Here is a 22,885-nt window from a genome sequence, read left to right as displayed (position 1 = left end):
AATAAATTACCGCTCTACTACATAATTTTCAATAACCAACACATCCAAAGCTGTTATTTCAAAAAGATGGACGGCTTCCTGTGGTGTTTCTACTATTGGCATTCCTTTTTTGTTTAAACTTGTGTTTAGTAAGACTGCAATTCCGCTTTGTTTGTAAAATTCGGCAATCAGTTTAGCGAATCTAGGATTCCAACTTTCTTCAACCGTCTGCACCCGAGCAGATCCATCCTTGTGGGTAACATTAATAAGTTCTTTACTGTATTCCGGTCTCGTTTTATCAACCAGGATCATATAGGGGCTATTTCTTCCTGTCATAAAATATTCTCCAACTTTATCTTTTATAACTGCTGGAGCAAAAGGACGAAAATCTTCCCTGAACTTTATATCCCTATTGATATGGTCTTTCATGTTTTTAATTCCGGGATGTGCAAGAATGCTTCTTCTGCCCAATGAACGCGGGCCAAATTCTGATCCTGACTGAAACCAGCCAATTGTTTTACCCTCATTTAACTTTTCAGCACAATACTGTAGTAACTCATCTTCACTATCAAATATTTTGGGATTATACTTTTTATATTCCTCCTTTTGAAACACTGCATCAATATCTTTGGCGGTATACTTTTTCCCAAAACAAGTGTTACCGTCATGTTGTATCTTAGGCATTTTTAAATATTCTATCCATCCATAAAAAGCACAACCTAATGCTAAACCATTATCACCAGCAGCAGGTTCAAAATAAATATTCTTTACAATTTTACTATCCTCAAGTTTTGCATTTGCTACAGCATTTAATGCTACGCCGCCACTGTAACATAGATTCTCATGAGGAAATTGCTCCAAACGGTTCGTTATACATGCTATTACAGCTTTTTCAACCTGTTCCTGAGCCCAGCGTGCTACATTAGCATAATAATCAAAATGCTCTTTGAAATATTCATAACCCTGAGACGGATTTGTAAATTTATATTTCCAATCTTCCTTAACAAATAATCTTCCTGATTCAAATTCAAAAGCTTCAAATTCAAAAACTCCTGAATTTCCAAAAGGTGCAAGTCCCATTAATTTACCTACATCATCTAAATCACCAAAAACATATTGACTAATTACCGCATAAAATCCACCAATTGAATGTAGGGAGGTTGGAAGAGAAAATTGTTGCGTTCCAAACTTAGTCATCTCACTAAAGTCTTTTAGTAAAGGCGTTAGCTGTTTTCCATCAAAATGATAAAAACTGTCTTTCTCGCAAATCATCTGATTTTTGTTTAAAACAGATTGAGGTACGTCCTTTTTTTGATCAGGATGCAATTGTAAAAACTGATGTAGTGGACTTCCGCATCCGTCAATTACCATAACTGCACATTCAGAAAAAGGAGAAGTTCCAACAGCACTATAAGCATGTGCTAAATGATGAGAAATATCAACAATCTTCGGTGTCTCCGTGCCTGCAAAAATTCTTTCACCTCTAAAACGATCCCTGCCCGGAATCTCAAAATTGGCACATTGCACCACTAGAGTAATATCCTTTAACTCAATTCCCTCAGCATCTAAACAATACTGAATTGCCAGAGTATCATTACCACCATCATGCTTTACCCGACTTAACCGTTCTTTTTCGATACCCACGCAAACACGGCCATCTTTTAATAAAACAACCGATCCATTGTGTGAAAGTCCGGTACCAAGAATATATATGGGTGAATTCATCTAAACTATTATCTTGTAAAGTTTATTACTGATTATTGTTTTGTAAATATAGGAAAAAGACAAGATATTTCTGACTATTGTTAATTATGCATCTCTTATTGAACAGCTTCCTTATAAATCCTAAGTGCTCTTTCTCGGGCTTCTTTATGATCTACAATAGGGCGGTAGTCAAGTTCTTCAAATTCAGGAACCCATTTTCTGACATACTCTAACTTAGAATCAAATTTCTTAACCTGTTCCGAAGGATTAAAGATCCTGAAATAAGGTGCGGCATCTACACCGCTTCCAGCAGCCCATTGCCAATTACCAATATTACTGGATTGTTCATAATCCAAGAGCTTTTCGGCAAAATAAGCTTCTCCCCAGCGCCAGTCGATCAACAGATGTTTGCATAAAAAACTTGCTACTACCATACGCACACGATTGTGCATGTGTCCTGTGGCGTTGAGTTCACGCATTCCTGCATCTACCATAGGATAACCTGTTTTTCCTTCACACCATGCTTTAAAATCTTTTTCATCTGCACGCCATTTGATATTATCGTACTTCGGGCGGAAACTTTTTGTTATTGTTTCGGGGAAATGCCACAGTATCTGCATGAAAAACTCCCTCCAAATCAATTCGTTCAGAAAAGTTTCCTTATTATTCTCAGCAGCCGTTTTAATCAGTTTACGAATACTTAGTGCTCCAAACCTAAGATAAGGACTAAGCATGGATGTACCCTGTATAGCAGGGAAATTACGCGTATCAATATAATCGGTAATTAAGGATTGTGATACATCATAAGGAACTGGTTCGATGGACGATTTGGTAAAACCGATATCATTTAAACTTAAAAAGGGGTAGGAGTGCTGGACAATATTTTCAAGTTTATTTTCAGATGCATAGAAACGAATATCTTCTTTATGAAAAAGTTCTTTCCATTTTTTCATGTAAGGTGTATACACTACATAAGGCGTATTATCTTCTTTTACAACCTGATTCTTTTCAAAAACAACCTGATCTTTAAATGTTTTAAAATCAATACCTTTAAGAGAAAGTATTTCTTGTATTACTTTATCTCTTTTTAATGCATACGGTTCGTAATCATGATTGGTATAAACCGCTGTTATGTCGTGTTTTTGGATTAGGTCTTTCAAGATAGTTTCAGGCTCACCATAAAAAACAGCTAACGATTTTCTATCCTTTAAAAGCATTGCCTGTATGTTCTCCAATAGCTTATGAATAAATGTAACCCGCGCATCATCTTTGTGCAGTTCAGCGAGTATATTTTTATCAAAAATAAAGATTGGGAGTACATTATCATCTGCACTCAAAGCTTCATACAGGCCGTTATTATCTTCTAATCGTAAATCACGCCTAAACCAAAATATCGTCATAAATAAGTATTATTTTATTGTACCAAAGAGTTCCTCCAGTTTTTTTTCACGGTAAGTAAAAATTTCTTCCAGTTTTGACTTTACAAGAAATGGATGTGCCATACGGCCAAATATCCCCATGGGTAATTGATAATCTACAATATCTTCCATTTCTACACCACCCGCAATTTCTTTTAAGAAGTGTTTGTGATGCCAAAGCTTAAAAGGGCCGCTACGCTGCTCATCTACAAAATACTGTTTATCGACTACATGAGTTATTTCGGTTACCCATTGCATCTTAATTCCTAAAATAGGAGTAAGATAATAACTGATTATCTGGCCCGCAAACATTTTACGATCATCGCCAGACATGGTTGTGAGTCCCATAGAAGGAGGTGTAATAACGGCAAGGTTTTTGGGATTAGAAATAAAATCCCATGCTTCCTCTAATGATATAGGGAGTTTTTGTTTTTTGTGCACTGTATAAAGCATGATTAAAGGTAGTAAACATAAACTGAAGTAAAAAACACTAAGCGTATTTCTTAACAGCCGCAAGGAATTTTGCTATTTTTTAACAGTACTACAGGGGTAGAATTGTTAATTTTGCAGCTACAAACGATTTAAAAAACAAAAAGAGTTTTTATGAAAAAATTATTCATTACCGCGGCATTCGTGTTGGGTTTTATGGTAAACAGTTCAGCGCAGATTGTAACACCACAGGCTAGTCCTAAGGCTGTTATAGAGCAGAAGGTAGGTCTTACAGATGTTAAAGTAGAATATTCACGTCCAAGTTCAAAAGGAAGATCAGTATATGGAGAGCTGGTTCCTTTTGGAAGAATGTGGAGAACAGGAGCTAATGCTAATACTATTATTTCATTTAGTGAAGATGTAATGATTGGTGTGAAAAAACTTCCTGCAGGTCATTATGCATTATACACACAACCAAAAGCAGACAGCTGGGATGTGATTTTTTATGCAGACACAAACAACTGGGGACTTCCTGAAAAATACGACGATAAAAAAGAGGTAGTAAGAACAACTGTTAAACCAGAGTTTCTTGGTCGTAACGTAGAAACTTTTACTATAGGTATCAATAATCTTGATAACGACTATGGGTTCATCGAAATTGCTTGGGAAAAGACTATGATCGCAGTTAAATTTGAAGTACCTACTAAAGCTATGGCTCTTAAAAGTATAGAGACAGTAATGGCAGGCCCTTCTACAAATGATTTGTTTGCTGCTGCTCAGTATTTCTATCAATCGAATGCAGATCAGTCTAAAGCACTTGCATGGATGAACCAGGCTATCGCTAAATTCCCTAATTCGGCAGATGTACCATTTTACTTCCTAAGACAAAAATCGCTTATCCAAGCTAAAATGGGTGATAGAAAAGGTGCAGTTGAAACTGCTAAATTATCATTAGCTGCTTCTGAAAAAGCAAACAATGCTGATTACGTTAAAATGAATAAGGATTCTATCCAGGAGTGGAGTAAAAAATAATTTTGTTCACTACATATACAAAAACAGCCCCGCATAGCGGGGCTGTTTTGTTTTTATATCAATCCGGAATTTTATACTTCCTGTTGCTCTGCTTTGGTCATGTTAATTATAAGCTGCAATAATGAGGATAAGACTATCGTTAGTGAAGCACCGATTACATTCAGCCACAGATAACTTACCACATCCATTTTATATACAAAGATCACAGCAATCTGACTTACCAAAGCGCCCCAGAATATAGCCTGAGCTTTTATATACTTAATATAAAATGCTACAAGGAAAATTCCCAGTACAGTACCATAGAAGATTGAGCCAATAATGTTTACCATCTGGATAAGGTTTTCAAAAAGTGTACCCACACACGCAAAAAGTATAGCAATAACACCCCAAATAAGAGTAAAAGTCTGGGTTGCATCTACAAAATGCTTATCTGTTTTTTCTCCTTTAACGTGGCGTTTGTAAATATCTATAGTTGTAGTTGAAGCCAATGCATTTAGTCCAGATGCCGATGAAGACATTGCTGCCGAAATAATTACTGCCAGTAACAAACCTATAAGGCCTTTAGGAAGGAAATTAAGGATAAAGTACAGGAATACATAATCTTTATCGTTTGTCTCTGCTTTACTATCTGCTTTACTTATTAATAATTTAGCCTGATCGCGAAGATCTTTTTCACGTGTATTTAATGCTATCATCTTATTATGCAGTTGTATATTGTCATAATCCTGACTCAACTGGTCTACATAAAGCATACTGATCTCTTTTTTATCTTCCTCAACCTTCATCAATTGATGTTCAAGGCCATCAAATTGAGATTTGTATTCTGAGTTGTTGATTATTTTAGTATTGTTTGGATTGAAATGCAGCGGGGCAGGGTGGAACTGAAAAAACACAAATACCATAACACCAATCAGTAATATAAAAAACTGCATAGGCACCTTTAAAAGTCCGTTCATGATAAGTCCCATCTGGCTTTCACGAATGGATTTACCGGAAAGGTAACGCTGTACCTGAGACTGATCGGTACCAAAATAAGCCAGCATAAGGAAAAATCCTCCCGCAATACCGCTCCAGATCGTATATCGCTTATCGGTATCGAAAGAAAAATCCAGAATATTCAGTTTTTCATTAGCACCTGCTATATGCATGGCATTATTAAAATTCAGGCCCTCCGGAAGATAACTCAATATGATAAAAAACGTAATTATCATACCAGTCATGATAACAAACATTTGTTGCTTATGGGTTACATTAACAGCTTTTGTACCGCCCGACACCGTATAGATAATTACCATTAAACCAATAACAACATTCATTAGGTTTAAGTTCCATCCTAATAGCGACGACAGTATAATTGCAGGAGCATAAATAGTAAAACCTGTACCTAGTCCACGCTGTATTAAAAAGATAAGCGCTGCCAGCGAACGTGTTTTTACATCAAATCGCTGCTCCAGGTACTCATAAGCCGTATATACTTTAAGCCTGTGATAAATAGGAATAAAAGTGATACAGATAACCACCATAGCCAGCGGCATACCAAAATAGAACTGGACAAAGCCCATACCGTCATGGTAAGCCTGTCCTGGTGTAGAAAGAAAAGTGATAGCACTTGCCTGCGTAGCCATTACAGAAAGCCCCACTGTCCACCAAGGGGTTTCATTACTTCCTAATATATATTCATTTACATTCTTGCTCCCTTTTGTTTTTATAGCACCGTAAGCCACTATAAATAGTAGGGTTGCAGAAAGGATGATCCAATCGATTAACTGCATATTAATAAATTTGCATTATGACATAAAACACCAATATGTAAAGGATATTAAGCAGCAATACTATCGAGTAGCTCTTTTTCCATGTTCCAGAATTATCTTTCATATATATGAGGTTAAACTTCGTTAATAAGACTCCTTTAAAGAGATTTTGTTACACCTAAATGTATTTAATTGAAAACATTACAGTTATCTATATTCTTTTAAAGAAAACATTTTACATTCTTAAAATTATTTACCAACTCCGATAAGATTTGCCATAAGCCTGTAAGCCCCAGAAACACCTTCGGGAAGTTCTCTAAAAAAGCTTAATCCGGTATAGATATAATAGCCTTTACCATATTTTGCTACCAGTAAACCACCTTTTTTAGCATCTTCACCTTTATCATTAGAACTAAATATTGGTGTAAATTCTTTTGCCCATTCGTCAGGATAATACAGTCCCTGTTCCTGTACCCATCCTTTAAAATCTTTTTCAGTTATTTTATTCGGGTTATTTAATACCTCATGTTTGGGGTCAAGGAAAGTAATCTTAGCATCTTCTTCGGTAACTCTATCTCTCGATATTCTTAAAGCAAACGGAGCAACATCTTTCATAACAAGATCACCGGTAGTATTATACTGAACTATCATGTTACCGCCATTGGATACATAATCAAACAAAACCTGCTGCTTGAATACCAATGCATCAAGTACATTGTAAGCGCGTATTCCCATTATTACAGCATCATAACCTTTTAGGTTTTCTACTGTAATAGCATCCGGAGTAAGTACTGTTACTTTGTAGCCCATTTGTTTCAGGCTTTCAGGAATATTATCTCCGGCCCCCATAATATAAGCTATGTTTTCGCCTTTTATCTTAAGATCTGCTTTAGTGAATTTTGCCGTAGAGGGTAACAAAACCTGTTGTGCTGCAATATGCGGATAATTGATGATTATCTGCTCCTTGTCAAATTCTTCATTATTCAGTGTTGCAATGCTTCTTCCTGTAACCTCAGATGACGCATCTGGCGGAGTAACTTCAAAAGTTACAATAGTTTCACTGCCTTTTCTGATCAAGTCAAAAGGAATTGAGGATGGTGTAACTTTCCAGTCCTGTGGCAGTTCAAAACGAAGGCTGCCTTTACAATTATCTTTACCTGCTTTTATTTTGATGCTTATAGACTGTTTTTTATTGTCTTTAAACAGCTGTACTTTATTTAGTATTTTGGTTGTTACCGCTGGTACAATATCCAATGGCTGATACACTTCACCAGCTACTGGATCATTATGCTTGTAAATTACAGTACGCTCAAACGGAATAGCAACACCATCTATCTCTACAATAAAATTAAGTGCTACTTCTCTGATAATATCCGGAAGACTGATCTTTTGAAGATCATCAACCCTGTACATACCTGTATTCCCTTTTTCTGCAAGCCAGTAAGGAGATGTATACGCCAGTGTTTTAGGCAAGGTAGTAGTGATTGTACTGCTAATACCTACATTGTTAGCTAAAAGAGTATCCTGTGTAATAGTTCTGTTTTCGGGAATTATTATCAATGACTTTAATTCCATTGAAACTTTACTACGATTAATTGCCTCCCATTTAATTTTTGCAGTACTGCCTGGTGAAAGCGACTGACTTTCTGAAACAGCTTCAAGATACAATCCGCTGCAGGCGGCAATGATCTCTTTAATTTCTTTTTGCTTTACATTTTTCCAGTGTATATCTTCAATTTTACCAATTTCAGCATATACTTTTACCAATGCAGATACAGAAGCTGATGGGTTTTTAAAATCATATTCTTTTATTATAGCTGCTATAGCATCACCAATAACTTTACCGCCTTTAACACGATTCCATGAAGTATCTATACCCTCGAATAGGTCTTGTTTGTTCTTTTGCTTTTCTCCTTTAATGAGTTCAAGGTATTCCATATCGTCACCACGTTCTCCTGTAGAGCCAAATCCCTGTGATTTGTGTTTGCTTCGGCTTAATGAGGCAATTTCCTGATTGGACATTCCTAACGACGGAAAATAAGTGCCTGTTTGCAGATTTATGTATTTCGATTTATCTGCCTTTTCAAATTTATCCCTTCCTCCAAAAAACCACCAGGATACATTAAAAAACACACGTTTAGGCTGCCAAACATTTGCATACTTTAACTGCTGTGGTTCATAATTAGGATCGGCCGCCAGTTCATAAGCTTCCTGAGTTAACATTGCTGATGAAGTATGATGACCATGAGTTGTACCCGGAGAACGGTGGTCAAATCGTGTAATGATCACATCGGGCCTAAATTTTCGAATAACCCATACCATATCCTGCAATACTTTATCTTTATCCCATATCTGTAATGTTTCATTCGGTACTTTAGAGAATCCAAAATCATTGGCACGGCTAAAAAACTGCTCTCCACCGTCAACTTTTCTGGCTTCTATTAATTCCTGAGTACGAATTACTCCTAAAAGTTCCCTTAGTTCAAGACCAATAAGATTCTGACCTCCATCACCTCGGGTTAGTGACAAATATCCCGTACGTGCTTTTACGTCACTGGCTAAAAACGAAATAAGTCTGGTGTTTTCATCATCAGGATGTGCTGCAATATAAAGGGCAGTACCCAAAAAATTTAGTTTTTCGAGTTTGTTGTATATCTCTGCCGATGAAGGCTTTTTTGGTTGAGCAAAACAAATAACACATGAAAATAGCAAACCGTATAAAATCGTTTTTCGCATTGGATATAATAGTTGTTTAAAAACCTTAATCGTAAAATTCTTTCTCTTCCTGTTTTAAAGGCACAATACTAACTGCTTTTTGCAGTAACAGGCTGTTAGGGTAGGTAATAAGTTCACCTTCAGTCGTTCTTAAAATAGTATGAAAAGCTTTTATGTCTTCTATCTGAGCTTCTACAGGAAAATCTTTATCGTGTACTTTAATAAAGTCACCAATACGGAAAGGAAAGCTAAAAAACAGTATGATTCCTGACGTAATGTTACTTAAAATAGACCATTGTGCAAAAAATGCAACACCAATTACGGTTAATGTACCGCCTAAAAAAGTGAGTATATCATTGGATTTTATACCCCAAATTGCAAAAATAAGCACAGCCAAAAGCGTTAGCATAAAAAAATTGATATACTTAGCTATAAGGTTTGTGCGATGCTCTGATAAATGAGATGCGCGGGCATATCTCCTGATGATTCTTTTTATTATAAATCCCAGGAGTGCAAATATTCCCAGTATAATAATTGTTCTTAATATCTCATCATGAAATTCTCCCATTATGCTTTATTCTTTTATAATAAATTTACTTAAGTGCTGGTATACTTTATCTACCGGAAGACCTACAACAGTAGCATAAGATCCTTCAATCCTTGCAATAGCTACCAAGCCTATCCATTCCTGGATACCATAAGAACCTGCCTTATCATAAGGGCGGTAATTGTCAAGGTAATACTTGATTTCTTCATCAGTAAGCGGATTGAATGTAACACGTGTAGTGTCATTAAAAGTCTCACTTTTTCCTGCATTTTTTATACAGACCGATGTAATAACCTCGTGCGTTTTACCGGATAACGACCTAAGCATTTCAAAAGCATCTTCATAATCTGTTGGTTTACCCAATGCCTTATTTTCATGCCATACAATAGTATCGCTTGTTATAAGTATTTCATCATCGGTAAGTGTATTTTCTAATGCAGCAGCTTTAAGCTCTGCTAAATAATCGGTGATTTGTGCTCCTTGCAATGAATCCGGATAGATTTCATCAACTTCTTTAAGGCGCACTTCAAAATTAGCGTCCAGTTCTTTAAGAAACTGCTGTCTTCGGGGCGACCCCGATGCTAAAACAATTTTATATCCTTTAAGCTGTTCTCTAAGCATTGTGTTTAATATTAAAGGTTATTATCGCTATAGAAGCAGCTGTAAAAAACAATACCAGTTTTAAAACCACTTCAAGAACAGCAAATTCTTTTTGAGTCTTTGCGGTCCAGATATTGATTAGGAAATAAATAATGGGCCCCAAAATGAATAGCAAGCCAAAACCTAAAGCCCATAGAAGTTCTTTAAGGTAAGCATTTGCATAATATAGCAGCATAGCTGCAGCTATAAGTCCAAATACAAATACAACTTTTGCAGTGCGTGCTTTTCCAATTGCGATTGGTAAAGTATTTATACCTGAGTTGTAATCAGTATCCGCTTCTTTAAGATCTTTAATTAGCGTGATCATAAATCCTATAACAAGAGTAAAGATCGAGTAATCAAGAAGAAGATCAAATATAGTAGCCATTATACGGCGATTATCATCTGTGATAATCGGGAAAATACAGAAAACACTAATAACCATAACACTTAAGGCTATAATAAAAGAGATAGCAATATTACCTAACAATAAACTATTCCTTAAACTTGTAGCATAAAAATATAGTGTTGCAACGGTTAGACCAAAAACTAATAAGAAACTCGGTCTTCCGATAAGATTAGAGAGATAATAGCCTATAGCAAGTCCTCCAATAGTGAAAGCACCATAAATGTAATAAGCAGCAGATTCTGAAATCCCATAACGCTCACTGCTGGCAGCTGTTATATTATTGATAAGAAAGCCGCCAGCTGCAATAAGCACGGAAGCCAGTACCAATAAACTGTAATTTTTTTCATTTAAAGCGAGGATCAGGTCCGGATGATAATCCAGAAAGCCATATTTAATAATGAATTGTGCAAAGGCAAGCACAATTAAATTTTCGAATCCTATGAGTTTTAAAAATTTCATCCGGTAGTTTCAGGTTGTATAGTTTGGTATATTTTAGTTTGTGGGTTGTTTTAGGAATTAATCGTAACGTGCATTAAAATGCTCCATCCATTTTCCCTGAACTTTCATTACCTGCTCAATTACATCTCTTACACAGCCCGTTCCTCCATTTTTATGGGAAACATATCGACTGATCTCTTTAATTTCAGGTGCAGCATCAAGTGGGCAGGTAGGCAGCCCTACTAATTGCATCACATGGTAATCGGGAATATCATCCCCCATGTATAATACCTGCTCTGGCTTAATGTTGTAAATGTCAATAAATTCGTCAAACGTCTCTACTTTGTTAGGTACTCCAAGGTAAATATCAGTAATACCAAGATTGCGCAGCCTGATACGCACCCCTTCATTCAGACCTCCGGATATGATACAAACAGTATAACCATTTTCTACAGCTGCTTTCATAGCATAACCATCGCGAATGTTCATGTTTCTAAGCATTTCTCCTGTTGGTGTTACATGTATATTACCATCTGTAAGCACTCCATCCACATCAAAAATAAATGTGGTAATGTCGTTCATTATCTCCTTGTAGTTTCTAGACATTTGTTTTTTGTATCGATTGTGTTAGTAAATTATATATTGCTATTTGATTTTCATCCTTAAGAAAATCAAGGTGTTTTTGTATTGTTTTTCGGTCGTTGCGTTTCGCAGGACCTGTTTGCGCGTCAAGTGGTGAAAGCTGCTCTATTTTAGCTGCAGTTTCCTGAATCAGGGGTTTAAGAATGTCGAACGAAATGTTATTTTCAGTACAGATCTCACTGCCAACTGCATAAAGATGATTGGTAAAGTTATTTACAAATACTGCAGCCACATGAAGCGACTGTCTTTGTATAGAATCTATAGCATAGAGAAGGGGAGATATGGCCAATGCAAGCTCCTCTAGTACTTTATAGTCGCTTTCCTTTTCACTCTCCAAGCAAAACGGAATTTTTGTAAAATTGACTTCCTTACTTTTAGAGAACGTTTGCAACGGATAGAAAACACCTCTGCGATTCTTAATATTCAGTTGGTCTAAAGCCACACTGCCCGAAGTATGCACTACAAGCCGATCCTTAAAAGGCAGTTGTGAAGACACACCGGAAATAGCATCATCGCTTACCGAGATGATGTAAACATCAGCCTCTGTAATAGCGTCAAAAGAGCTGGTAATTTTATCTGCATCGAGTAAATGCAGAAGATTTTCGGCATGCCGGGCATACGCCTGAACAAGTTCTACTTTCTGCGAATTCCGAAAGGCCTTGATAAGGTGCTGCGCTACATTTCCTGAACCTATGATTACTACTTTTAACATGGTCGCTAAATTAGCAAAAAAGATTAAGGTTTAAAGTGTAAAATTTCACAGCCATAGTTAAAATGACATATTGAATTCATCAGATGAAATTCAATAAATTATAATGAAAATTTCAATTCTCCACACGTTCCACACCAAATTGTACTAAAAGTGGAATGACAACGTAAAATACCTAAACAAAACACTGATTTACAGCTATGAGCAAAAAACTAATACTTCACATTGAAAATATACAAAAAGTGAAACATAAAAAAGACGTTTCTTAAACTAAGAAACGTCTTTTTTGGAACTACACAAGATTAAAAATTACTCTTTAATCCATGAATTATTATTAAGATCTACATCCGGCAGGAATCGTCCCGGATCGATATCAACAGAAGTTATTTTTTTAGGTGATTTCACAAGATAATCCCATTCATTCTGACGCTGCCAAACTTCTACCGGAAGGGTTTTGATTTCGCTAGTACCGCCTTCAAAAGTAACTTTAAATACTATTGGCATAGGTACATCTCCTTTATTTACAAAGGTAATAATAGCATGATCTGATTTTTGAGATACCTCTTTAATACCAAGATCGATATTGCCATTATTTACAAACCATCCTCTCCAGAACCAGTTCAGATTTTCTCCTGCACCATTATCCATAGCATTGAAAAAGTCTGATGGCTGTGGGTGTTTGTAAGCCCAGTTTTTGATATACGATTTGAAAGCATAGTCAAAACGCTCAGGACCAAGAATGTATTCACGAAGTAAAATCAGTCCGGTTGCAGGCTTATAATAAGCTGTGAAAGCCAGGTTATTACTTCTTGCAATATCGGGATAGGTATTGATACTTTCCCTCTGTTTTGACCTGTACCAAAATATCATTGCGCGTCCTTTTGCCGCAGTCGATGGGTATTCGCCCTTATTAAAAGCAACTGTACTATAATGATTGATGAAAGTATTAAAACCTTCATCCATCCATGCATAGCGGCGTTCATTCGAACCAACGATCATAGGGAACCAGTTGTGACCAAATTCGTGATCTGTAACACCCCATAATTCTTCGCCGGCACTTGAAGCCTGACAGAAAGATAACCCAGGATACTCCATACCACCTACATTAGATGCCACGTTTACAGCATTTGGATAAGGGTATTCGAACCATTTTTCTGAATAATGCTCTATCGAAGCTTTAACATACTCTGTAGAACGGCTCCATGCTTTTTTACCATCGCTTTCTTTAGTATAAACCGATTGTGCCATTGCTTTTTTACCGCTAGAAAGATTGATCCCGGCAGCATCCCATATAAAACCTTTAGATGTTGCAAATGCGACATCACGGCTGTTTTTCATTTTAAAATGCCAAGTTGTTTTACCGCTTTGAGAAGGCCTGGTTAAATTTGTATTTCCTACTTCATTAGGAGCAATAAGATAGGTAGTAGTATCGCTTTTTAAAGCTGCATCCCAGCGTTTAAGAAGTTCTTTAGATAAAACCTCTTTTGAGTTTACTAACTCACCAGATCCTACTACGATGTAATCGTAAGGAACCGTTACTTTATAATCAAAGTCTCCATATTCAACATAAAATTCACCTGCACCAAGGTAAGGGTCAGTATTCCAACCAATTACGTCATCAAAAACTGCTACACGAGGATACCACTGTGCGATAGAATAAATGATTCCTTCTTTAGTTTTTAACTGTCCCATTCGATCCATACCTTCTTCCGGAATTTTGAATTCAAAATTCAAAGAAACCGTTGCTTTTCCTCCTTTTGCAGCAATAGGCTTATCAAAAAACACCTGCATACGGGTATCATTGATCAGGTATCTACTATTGTTTTTTCCGTTTGTGTTAAGTCCTGTTATTTTACATCCACCATCAGTATCTCCGCTATAGCGATTGCCATCTAATGGTGTAGTAAGTGTTCCCCTGGAATCTTCTGTAAAACGGTTCTGCTCTATATACATCCAGATATATTCTAATGCTTCCGGACTATTATTGTAATAGGTCATTGTCATCTTACCCTTAAGAATGTTGTTTTTGTCATCCAGTTCGGTTTCGATAGCATAATCTGCCCTGTTTTGCCAGTACTGTGGCCCGGGAACACCCGATGCTGAACGATACACGTTACCTCTTCGATACATAATATCGTCAAACTTAGACTGATTGTTTTGGATCGCTTCCTGTGCAAAAGCAGTGAATCCTGTAAGACAGAAGAGAAGCAAAAATTTAGTTATTCTCATTAATTTAATTGGTTAATTTAATATTGTTTCTGTTTGTTAGCTTTTCAGGGCAATTATAAGCTTTTAAAACCTATAAAAGACAAGAATATAATATAATACGATAGTTGCTAAGGATAGATGCTGTAAAATCATAAAACACAAAGGACACGAGTGAGCAAACCAGACCGTAAAGCTTTGGAGTTATTCATTATACATCTTACCAAAAACAAATATAAATATTTATTAAAACAATAGTGTGCAACTATTATTGTTTCCTGATAATTTTTAAGAATTAAATAGCCTTTAAAAATGAAGTTTTGAGTACTTTTGCAACAATTTATAAAAAACTTTCCGTACTCATGGATAAAATTATATCGTTCTTTTCTTCCACGCGTTTAATGGCTACACTTTTTATTGTTTTTGCCATTGCATTAGGTGTCGGCACATTTATAGAAGATGCTTATAATACAGAAACCGCACGCCTGTACATTTACAATGCTAAATGGTTTGAGGCTATTATGTTGTTATTTGTTGTAAATTTCTTCGGAAACATCAAACGTTACCAACTTCACAAAAAAGAAAAGTGGGCTACACTACTATTACACCTTTCATTTATACTAATTATTGCCGGTGCTTTTGTTACCCGTTACATCAGCTTCGAGGGCATGATGCCAATCCGGGAAGGGGCTACCGAAAATACTTTCCATTCCGATAAAACATATCTTACCGTTTTTGTTGACGGTGAGCACGAAGGAGAAATGCGAAGAAGAACTTTCGAAGAACACTTAATGTTCTCTGCTGCAAAGCTACCGTCTGCATTATCATTTTTAGGGAGTAATAACTTTACAATGTCTGAAGAATTTAGCGGTATTCCATTCGAAATCAAATACAAAGATTTTAAAATAGGAGCTAAAGAAACCATTGTAGAAGATCCTAAAGGAATCTATTACCTTAAATTGGTAGAGTCTGGCGAAGGCACAAGACACGAACATTTCCTTAAAGAGGGAGAAGTTCAGAGTATCCACAATATCCTTTACGCTTTCAATAAACCTACAGATGGCGCTATTAACATTAATCTTAAAGACGGTGTTTACACTATAAAAACACCATTTGAGGGTGACTTTATGAGAATGGCTGACCAGATGAAAGGTAGTGTTGCAAAAAATACCGAGCAGCCATTAATGTTCCGTTCACTTTATAATGTAGCCGATTCACGTTTTGTATTCCCTGATGCCGCTATTAAAGGAAGGATCGATTATGTATCTAACAATGACTTTAAAACTAAAGAAGATGCAGCTTTAACGGTTACTGTAAAATCTGAAGGAGAAGAAAAAGACGTAACCCTTTTAGGAGGAAAAGCTAAAATAGGAGTGCCGCATTCTTTTAAAATGGGTAAGCTTGAGTACACCCTTATCTACGGCAGTAGAACCTACACTTTACCGTTCTCTATAAAAGTAAATGACTTTATTGCTCGAAAACATCCGGGTACCGAATCAAGTTATGCTTCATTCGAAAGTCAGGCTACAGTAATCGACAAAGAAAGAAATAACACATTTGACACCAGAATATACATGAACAACGTACTTGATTATAGAGGCTACCGTTTTTTCCAGGCATCTTTTGACGCCGATGAAAAAGGAACTGCATTATCTGTAAACCATGATTTCTGGGGTACATGGATAACGTATATTGGTTATTTCTTCCTGTATATTGGCCTGCTTGCAATATTGTTTGATAAAAATACACGTTTTGGTGATCTAAAACGTAAGCTTGATAAAGTAAGAGAAAAGAAAGCAAAATTAATTACCATATTCTTATTGTTCTTCACTATTGGTGGTTTTGCACAATCTCATATGCATGAAAAACCTACTGAAAAGCAAATGGATTCGCTTATCATGAAATTTAAGGTTAGTAAAGAACAGGCAGATAGATTTGGACGTCTTATCATTCAGGATGCTGGCGGAAGGATGAAACCTGCCAATACATTTTCGTCAGAATTGCTACGTAAGGTAAGTAAAAGTGATACCTATAAAGGACTTGATGCTGATCAGGTATTCCTGTCTATGACAATGATGGATCAGCTATGGTATGGTGTACCTATTATTCATCTTAAAAGAGGTAATGACAGTTTAAGAATTGTTGCAGGTCTTGACAAAAGTGCAAAATTTGCAGCACTATCTGATTTCTTTGATGCACAGGGTAATTACAAACTTACTCGTATACTTGAAAAGGCATACCGTGAAAAAGAAGCTACTCAGTTTCAAAAAGACTATATTGATATTGATAAGAAAGTTAACCTTTTATATTCGGCACTAACAGGACAGATATTAAAAGTATATCCGGTACCTAATGACCCTAATAACAAATGGGTGTCTTATCTGGAAATAAATGAGGTTAAAAATGCAGAACTTGAAAAAGTTAAAAATGTATTGCCATTTTATATTCAGGCTTTAGGGAAAGGAATAGAAACGGGAGACTACAAACTGGCTGACAGCCTGCTTGAAGGACTTACAAAATATCAGGAAAAATATGGTGCTGCTATAATGCCGCACAAAGACAAAATAGAAGCAGAGATTTTATACAACGAATATGATATCTTCAAAAAACTATTCTCCTGGTATATGTATGCAGGAGTACTTATGTTCCTGTTTACTATTGTTAAAATATTCAATTCAAGAAAAGGTATCAGAATCACGGTAAAAGCTTTCCATGTTATTATTGGAATTTTATTTGCAATGCATACGCTTGGTCTTATAGCGCGTTGGTACATTTCAGGACACGCACCATGGAGTAACGCTTACGAATCGGTTATTTATGTTGCATGGGCTACTATGTTCTTTGGTCTTGCCTTTGGTCGCAAATCAGAACTTACAGTTGCGTCTACAGCCTTTGTAGCTTCAATGGTATTGATGGTGGCGCATTGGAACTGGACAGATCCTGAAATAGGAAACCTTGTTCCTGTGTTAGATTCATACTGGTTGATGATACACGTAGCAGTAATTGTAGGCAGCTACGGTCCGTTTACGCTAGCAATGGTATTAGGTATGGTGACCATGATCCTTATGTTGTTTACCAACAGCAAGAATAAATTGAAAATGGAACTTAATATTAAAGAACTTACATACATAAATGAACTGGCACTTACCGTAGGACTTGTAATGCTTACCATTGGTAACTTCCTTGGGGGTCAATGGGCCAATGAGAGCTGGGGTCGTTACTGGGGATGGGATCCTAAAGAAACATGGGCATTAGTAAGTATTATGGTTTATGCCTTTGTTATACATATGCGTTTTGTACCTGCCCTAAGAGGTTTATGGATATACAACTTCTTTAGTGTAATCGCATTTGCTGCAATTCTTATGACCTATTTTGGTGTTAACTTCTACCTTACAGGTTTACACTCGTATGCTAGTGGTGAAGTAAGAACTCCAATGTATTTCTTATGGATGGCTCTAATTGTTATCGCATTGGGTGTTTTGTCTAATATCCAGTATAGAAAATATTTTAAGAAATAATTTTTCGTAATTTTATAGTAAAGAACATCCTATGAAAAACGCAATACTGCTTGCCTGCGCACTAACAATGTTATTCAGCTGCCAGAACAAGCCACAGTCAAAACAACCGGCAGAAGCCGAAAAAACAGCATCTATGCCAGCAACAAGCTTATATCAGTTTAAAGTAAAAGACCTTTATGGCGAAGAATTCGATTTTGCTTCCCTAAAAGGTAAAAAAGTAATTATAGTTAATACCGCTTCTAAATGCGGATTAACACCTCAATACAAAGATCTTGAAGCTTTATATAAAGAGTATAAAGACAAAGGCTTAGTAATTGTAGGTTTCCCTGCAAATAACTTTGCATCTCAGGAACCGGGTACTAATAAAGAAATTGCAGAATTTTGCGAGCAAAACTATGGAGTTACATTTCCCATGATGGATAAAATATCTGTTAAGGGAGATGATATGGCACCAATATACCAGTTCCTTACCCGTAAGGCAAATAATGGCTTACAGGATAGTGAGGTAGAGTGGAATTTCCAGAAATACCTTATCAATAAAGATGGTCAATTGGAAAAAGTTGTTGGTCCAAAAACACTGCCTACAGATCCAGAAATTGTAAACTGGGTTAAAGCCTAATTTATTCCTCATTTTCAGTTCAGTGTTTATATTATAAATACTGAACTGAAAATTATTAAACTCCCTAGAATGATTTATCCCAAAATACCTTTGGCCCAAAGTATCTTAGAGATATGTTTGGCTAAAGGAGTTACTAATATTGTAATATCGCCGGGGTCACGCAATGCACCTCTAACAATTGGCTTTGCCAATAACCCAAACTTTACCTGTTACAGCATTGCCGATGAGCGTTGTGCTGCTTTCTTTGCAACAGGTATGGCACAACAATTACAGCAGCCTGTGGCAGTTGTTTGTACTTCGGGTTCGGCGTTATTAAATTATTATCCTGCTGTTGCAGAGGCATTTTACAGTCAGATTCCTTTGATCGTAATTTCTGCAGACAGGCCGCATGATAAGATCGATATTGGTGATGGGCAAACCATTCGTCAGGAAAATGTATATGCAAATCATATCTTGTTTAATGCTAATCTTCTTGAAGATGTATCACAGGAAAATGATGACCTTATCAATGAAGCTATAAATACAGCTGTATTACTAAAAGGACCTGTACATATTAATGCACCTTTTGAAGAGCCATTATATGAAACAGTAACACAACTTTCAATTCTTGCTCCGGTATTTAAAACTGTGATAGAAGATATCCATGTTCCGGAAGATCTTACTCCATATATAAACAAATGGAATGTAGCTAAAAAGAAACTGGTATTAGTAGGGGTAAACAATCCTAATACCATTGATGCAGCTATTATAGAGCAATTGGCAAATGATCCTTCGGTTATCGTTATGACCGAAACAACTTCCAACCTGCATCATGATCGTTTTTTAAATAGTATAGACACCATAATTACTCCATTCACTAATGATGATTTCGAGGCATACCGACCTGAAATACTGCTTACATTTGGCGGAATGGTTGTTTCTAAGCGTATTAAGGCTTTCCTTAGAAAGTACAGCCCTGCCGAACATTGGCATATCGATCCGTTAAGAGCTTATGACACTTTTGGACATCTTACCAAACATTTTGAAACAGGCCCTAACAAATTCCTTAATGACTTTTTACCAAAAACTCAACCCGTAGAAAGTAATTACAACAAACAGGCACAGGAATTAAAAGCATTCAGGCAGATAAAGCACGATCAATATCTGGCATCCATTCCTTTCTCTGATTTTAAAGCATTCGAACACATACTGCCGGCATTACTGGATAATTCCCAATTACAGATAAGCAACAGTTCGGCTATTCGTTATGCCCAGCTGTTTGCAATTAAACCTACTGTAGAAGTTTTTTGCAATAGAGGAACAAGCGGTATAGATGGCTCAACATCTACAGCTATTGGTGCAGCACTGGCAAGCCGGAAAGAAATGGTATTAATAACAGGAGACATCAGCTTCCTGTATGACAGTAATGCTTTATGGAATAATTATATTCCTAAAAATTTTAAAATAATATTGATCAATAATGGCGGTGGTGGAATTTTCAGGATATTACCGGGACATAATGAAACTCCTGTATTTAATATTTATTTTGAAACAGCACACAAATTAACAGCGGAACATTTGGCTAAAATGTTTGGTTTCGAATACCAGCAGGCATCTGATGAAGCAACGTTAAAATCTGAGCTTAAAACATTCATGAGTGACTCATCTCAGCCAAAAATCCTGGAAGTATTTACGCCTATGCTGGAAAATGATAAGATTCTCCTTCAATATTTTAAAGAGTTGGTTTAATCTATCTGGATAACCATTCCAGGTATTTTTCTCCTAAAGGCGAAATCGAGTAACCAACTTCATGGCTAATCGTTAGCCCTATATTTTTTAATTTTCTGATATTGAGCTTGAGCCATTCTTTTTCCCATTTTGTTCTTTGGGCAAGATCGGCTGCTCTTAGTGTAGGGTATTGATGTATGAGTTTTAAAATTTCCAATGTCCAGTCTCCCTGTTTACTGTAGCGGTCAAGACGTTCCAGTTTAGTTGTAATTTCCTGTAATGTTATTTCCTCAGGAGTTATATTCTCTCGTAAAGCAATACTGGGATCCTCATCAAAATAAGAAATACTGATCTTATAAATAATTCCATCTGCTATTTTATTTAAAAGCTGAAGCAATTCGTCTAAAGAACTAAATCCGGCACTAATTGCATCATCAAGAGTTATATTAGAGATAGTAACTCCCGAAACTGCTTTTATCTCAACAAGACCAATGCTGGTTTTAATAAGACTCCCGGGGTTAACCGCAGATTTTTTCCATTTGCGAAACGCCAATGAAATTTCTCCCGATCTGATTCCCTGTAAGTGTTTTTCCTTAAATAACATTTTCAAGATTTATATTAAGATAAATATAGATCATTTTCAGGTAATGCTATCCATTAGCCATATTTTCCTTATTATAATCTTCGTACCTTTGTAACCTGAAATTAACAGAAATGATTGAAATAGGAAAATACAACACGCTTAAAATTGTTAGAGATACTCAGGTAGGACTCTATCTAAGCGATGGAAAAGAAGATATATTATTACCCAATAAATATGTACCGCGTGAATTTGAAGTAGGTGAGGAGCTTATCGTATTCGTTTACCTTGACCATGAAGAACGCCCGGTAGCTACTACATTAGAACCATACATTTACCTTAATGAGTTTGCTTTACTTCGTGTAAATTACACCAATAAATTTGGTGCTTTTTTAGACTGGGGTCTTGAAAAAGATTTATTTGCTCCGTTTAGGGAACAGGCGCGTCCCATGGAAAAAGGCAAACGTTACCTTGTTTATATGTATATCGATGAAAAATCGAACAGATTAGCAGGTACCAGCAAGATCAACCAGTTCTTAAGTAATGAAGAACTTACGGTTGAAGAAGGTGAAGAGGTTGACCTTATTATTTCGCATATTACCGAAATGGGAATCAACGTTATCATTAACGAACAGCACAAAGGGTTGATGTACAAAGATCAGGTATATGAAGATCTTCGTACAGGCGACAGAATGAAAGGGTACATTAAACATATTCGCCCTGATAACAAAATTGATGTCTCACTACAAAAAGACGGATTTGACAATATTGAACCTAATGCTGAAAAAGTATTAGACGAACTTCGTGCAAGCCGTGGTTTTTTACGCCTTAATGACGACAGCCATCCGGAAGATATCAAGACCGTACTTAAAATGAGTAAGAAGACTTTTAAAAAGGCTATTGGCACCTTATACAAACAAAAGCTTATCGAAATAAAAGAAGACGGAATTTACTTGGTTAAGGAATAGTTTTCGTTTCTCACTGAATATTCAAATCGCTCAATACTATTAAAATGTCTTTACACGATTTTAAAAATTGGACCGACAGTTTAGGAGAAGAAGATATAAAGCATCCGGTGCTCTTTATAGGGCATGGATCACCTATGAATGGTATTGAGGATAATGAGTTTTCACGAACATGGGCAAAAATGGGTCAGGAAATTACCCGTCCCAAAGCTGTATTGGTAATATCAGCACACTGGCTAACCAGAGGTACGCATATTACTGCTATGGAAAAGCCTAAAACTATTCATGATTTTGGAGGATTTCCCCAGGCTTTATTCGATGTACAATATCCTGCAAAGGGAAGCTTTGAATTAGCTGAAGCAACATCTAAATTAGTGACTTCCACAAATGTTGGTTTAGACCACGATTGGGGACTGGATCACGGTACATGGACTGTGGTAAGACATATGTACCCAAATGCTGATATCCCTGTACTACAGTTAAGTATTGACTACGGACGCCCACCTGAATACCACTACGAACTTGCCAAAGAAATAGCTTCTCTACGTAAAAAAGGCGTACTTATAATTGGTAGTGGCAATATGGTTCATAATCTTAGAATGGTTGACTGGCAAAAGCTTAACGAACCAAATTATGGTTTTGACTGGGCCATAGAAATGAACGATATTTTTAAACAGAAAATTGCCGACGGCAATCATAAAGCGCTTATTGATTACGAGAACCTAAATAAAGCCGCAAAACTAGCCATACCAACCCCAGATCATTATTATCCTTTATTATATAACTTAGGCTTACAGGATAATAATGATACGATCAGTTTCTTTAATGACAAACTCGTAGGCGGTTCATTAAATATGACTTCAGTTAAAATTGGATAGG

18 protein-coding genes are annotated in these 22,885 nt (G+C 36.4%); 6 read left to right on the top strand and 12 right to left on the bottom strand.

The features are described from left to right. Nucleotides 1-6: 6 nt before the first annotated feature. The 3 genes from EPI11_RS09210 to EPI11_RS09200 form a co-directional block, all read right to left on the bottom strand. Nucleotides 7-1,704: a carbamoyltransferase family protein gene (locus EPI11_RS09210; RefSeq protein WP_128389674.1), complete on the bottom strand. Its 1,698-nt coding sequence runs from the start codon at nt 1,702-1,704 to the stop codon at nt 7-9. 95 nt (nt 1,705-1,799) lie between these two features. Then, on the bottom strand, nt 1,800-3,083 hold the full coding sequence (locus tag EPI11_RS09205; RefSeq protein WP_128389673.1) for a cryptochrome/photolyase family protein: 1,284 nt from the start codon (nt 3,081-3,083) through the stop codon (nt 1,800-1,802). Nucleotides 3,084-3,092: 9 nt separating this feature from the next. Continuing rightward, a complete protein-coding gene (locus EPI11_RS09200) occupies nt 3,093-3,554 on the bottom strand; it encodes an SRPBCC family protein (RefSeq protein WP_394343636.1) in 462 nt (153 codons plus the stop codon). Nucleotides 3,555-3,704: 150 nt separating this feature from the next. Here EPI11_RS09200 and EPI11_RS09195 point away from each other — a divergent pair, with 150 nt between their 5' ends. Next, a complete protein-coding gene (locus EPI11_RS09195; RefSeq protein ID WP_128389672.1) occupies nt 3,705-4,562 on the top strand; it encodes a DUF2911 domain-containing protein in 858 nt (285 codons plus the stop codon). A 71-nt stretch (nt 4,563-4,633) separates the two neighbouring features. Here EPI11_RS09195 and EPI11_RS09190 read toward each other — a convergent pair whose 3' ends face one another. From EPI11_RS09190 to EPI11_RS09155, 8 genes are all read right to left on the bottom strand, one after another. Next, the gene (locus tag EPI11_RS09190) at nt 4,634-6,334 is read right to left on the bottom strand and encodes a sodium:solute symporter (RefSeq protein ID WP_128389671.1); all 1,701 of its coding nucleotides are present in this window, start codon (nt 6,332-6,334) and stop codon (nt 4,634-4,636) included. 228 nt (nt 6,335-6,562) lie between these two features. Next, a complete protein-coding gene (locus EPI11_RS09185; protein ID WP_128389670.1) occupies nt 6,563-9,049 on the bottom strand; it encodes a PIG-L family deacetylase in 2,487 nt (828 codons plus the stop codon). Nucleotides 9,050-9,074: 25 nt separating this feature from the next. After that, complete coding sequence (locus EPI11_RS09180; RefSeq protein ID WP_128389669.1) at nt 9,075-9,596, bottom strand: mechanosensitive ion channel domain-containing protein; 522 nt, start codon at nt 9,594-9,596, stop codon at nt 9,075-9,077. 6 nt (nt 9,597-9,602) lie between these two features. Next, nucleotides 9,603-10,196, bottom strand: a complete 594-nt coding sequence (locus EPI11_RS09175; RefSeq protein WP_128389668.1) for a Maf-like protein — start codon at nt 10,194-10,196, stop codon at nt 9,603-9,605. Next, on the bottom strand, nt 10,189-11,082 hold the full coding sequence (locus EPI11_RS09170; protein ID WP_128389667.1) for a UbiA prenyltransferase family protein: 894 nt from the start codon (nt 11,080-11,082) through the stop codon (nt 10,189-10,191). Before EPI11_RS09170 ends, EPI11_RS09175 begins: the two co-directional genes overlap by 8 nt. A 57-nt stretch (nt 11,083-11,139) precedes the next feature. Then, entirely contained in the window at nt 11,140-11,667 is a 528-nt protein-coding gene (locus tag EPI11_RS09165; protein ID WP_128389666.1) for a KdsC family phosphatase, read from the bottom strand. Further along, nucleotides 11,660-12,415, bottom strand: coding sequence for a Rossmann-like and DUF2520 domain-containing protein (locus tag EPI11_RS09160; RefSeq protein ID WP_128389665.1), 756 nt, complete (start codon nt 12,413-12,415; stop codon nt 11,660-11,662). Before EPI11_RS09160 ends, EPI11_RS09165 begins: the two co-directional genes overlap by 8 nt. Before the next feature lie 306 nt (nt 12,416-12,721). Then, a complete protein-coding gene (locus EPI11_RS09155; RefSeq protein WP_128389664.1) occupies nt 12,722-14,641 on the bottom strand; it encodes a M1 family metallopeptidase in 1,920 nt (639 codons plus the stop codon). 338 nt (nt 14,642-14,979) lie between these two features. Here EPI11_RS09155 and ccsA point away from each other — a divergent pair, with 338 nt between their 5' ends. From ccsA to menD, 3 genes are all read left to right on the top strand, one after another. Beyond that, nucleotides 14,980-18,135, top strand: a complete 3,156-nt coding sequence (gene ccsA, locus EPI11_RS09150) for a cytochrome c biogenesis protein (protein ID WP_128389663.1) — start codon at nt 14,980-14,982, stop codon at nt 18,133-18,135. Nucleotides 18,136-18,166: 31 nt separating this feature from the next. Then, nucleotides 18,167-18,754 carry a glutathione peroxidase gene (locus EPI11_RS09145; RefSeq protein WP_128389662.1) on the top strand — a complete coding sequence of 196 codons (588 nt, stop codon included), beginning with the start codon at nt 18,167-18,169 and terminating at the stop codon, nt 18,752-18,754. Nucleotides 18,755-18,823: 69 nt separating this feature from the next. Beyond that, nucleotides 18,824-20,482, top strand: a complete 1,659-nt coding sequence (gene menD, locus EPI11_RS09140; RefSeq protein ID WP_128389661.1) for a 2-succinyl-5-enolpyruvyl-6-hydroxy-3-cyclohexene-1-carboxylic-acid synthase — start codon at nt 18,824-18,826, stop codon at nt 20,480-20,482. A 1-nt stretch (nt 20,483) separates the two neighbouring features. Here the strand turns inward: menD and EPI11_RS09135 are convergent, their stop codons facing one another. After that, on the bottom strand, nt 20,484-21,065 hold the full coding sequence (locus EPI11_RS09135; protein ID WP_128389660.1) for an ASCH domain-containing protein: 582 nt from the start codon (nt 21,063-21,065) through the stop codon (nt 20,484-20,486). Nucleotides 21,066-21,175: 110 nt separating this feature from the next. On the opposite strand from EPI11_RS09135, the gene EPI11_RS09130 reads away from it, so the two are divergent. After that, a complete protein-coding gene (locus EPI11_RS09130) occupies nt 21,176-22,009 on the top strand; it encodes a CvfB family protein (RefSeq protein WP_128389659.1) in 834 nt (277 codons plus the stop codon). 44 nt (nt 22,010-22,053) lie between these two features. Beyond that, nucleotides 22,054-22,884, top strand: a complete 831-nt coding sequence (ygiD, locus tag EPI11_RS09125) for a 4,5-DOPA-extradiol-dioxygenase (protein WP_128389658.1) — start codon at nt 22,054-22,056, stop codon at nt 22,882-22,884. Nucleotide 22,885: the final 1 nt, after the last annotated feature.

The organism is Flavobacterium cerinum, assembly GCF_004028155.1.
Classification (GTDB): Bacteria; Bacteroidota; Bacteroidia; order Flavobacteriales; family Flavobacteriaceae; genus Flavobacterium; species Flavobacterium cerinum.
The sequence above is the reverse complement of the archived record's forward strand: the minus strand, read 5'-3'. Positions and strand labels throughout refer to the sequence as shown.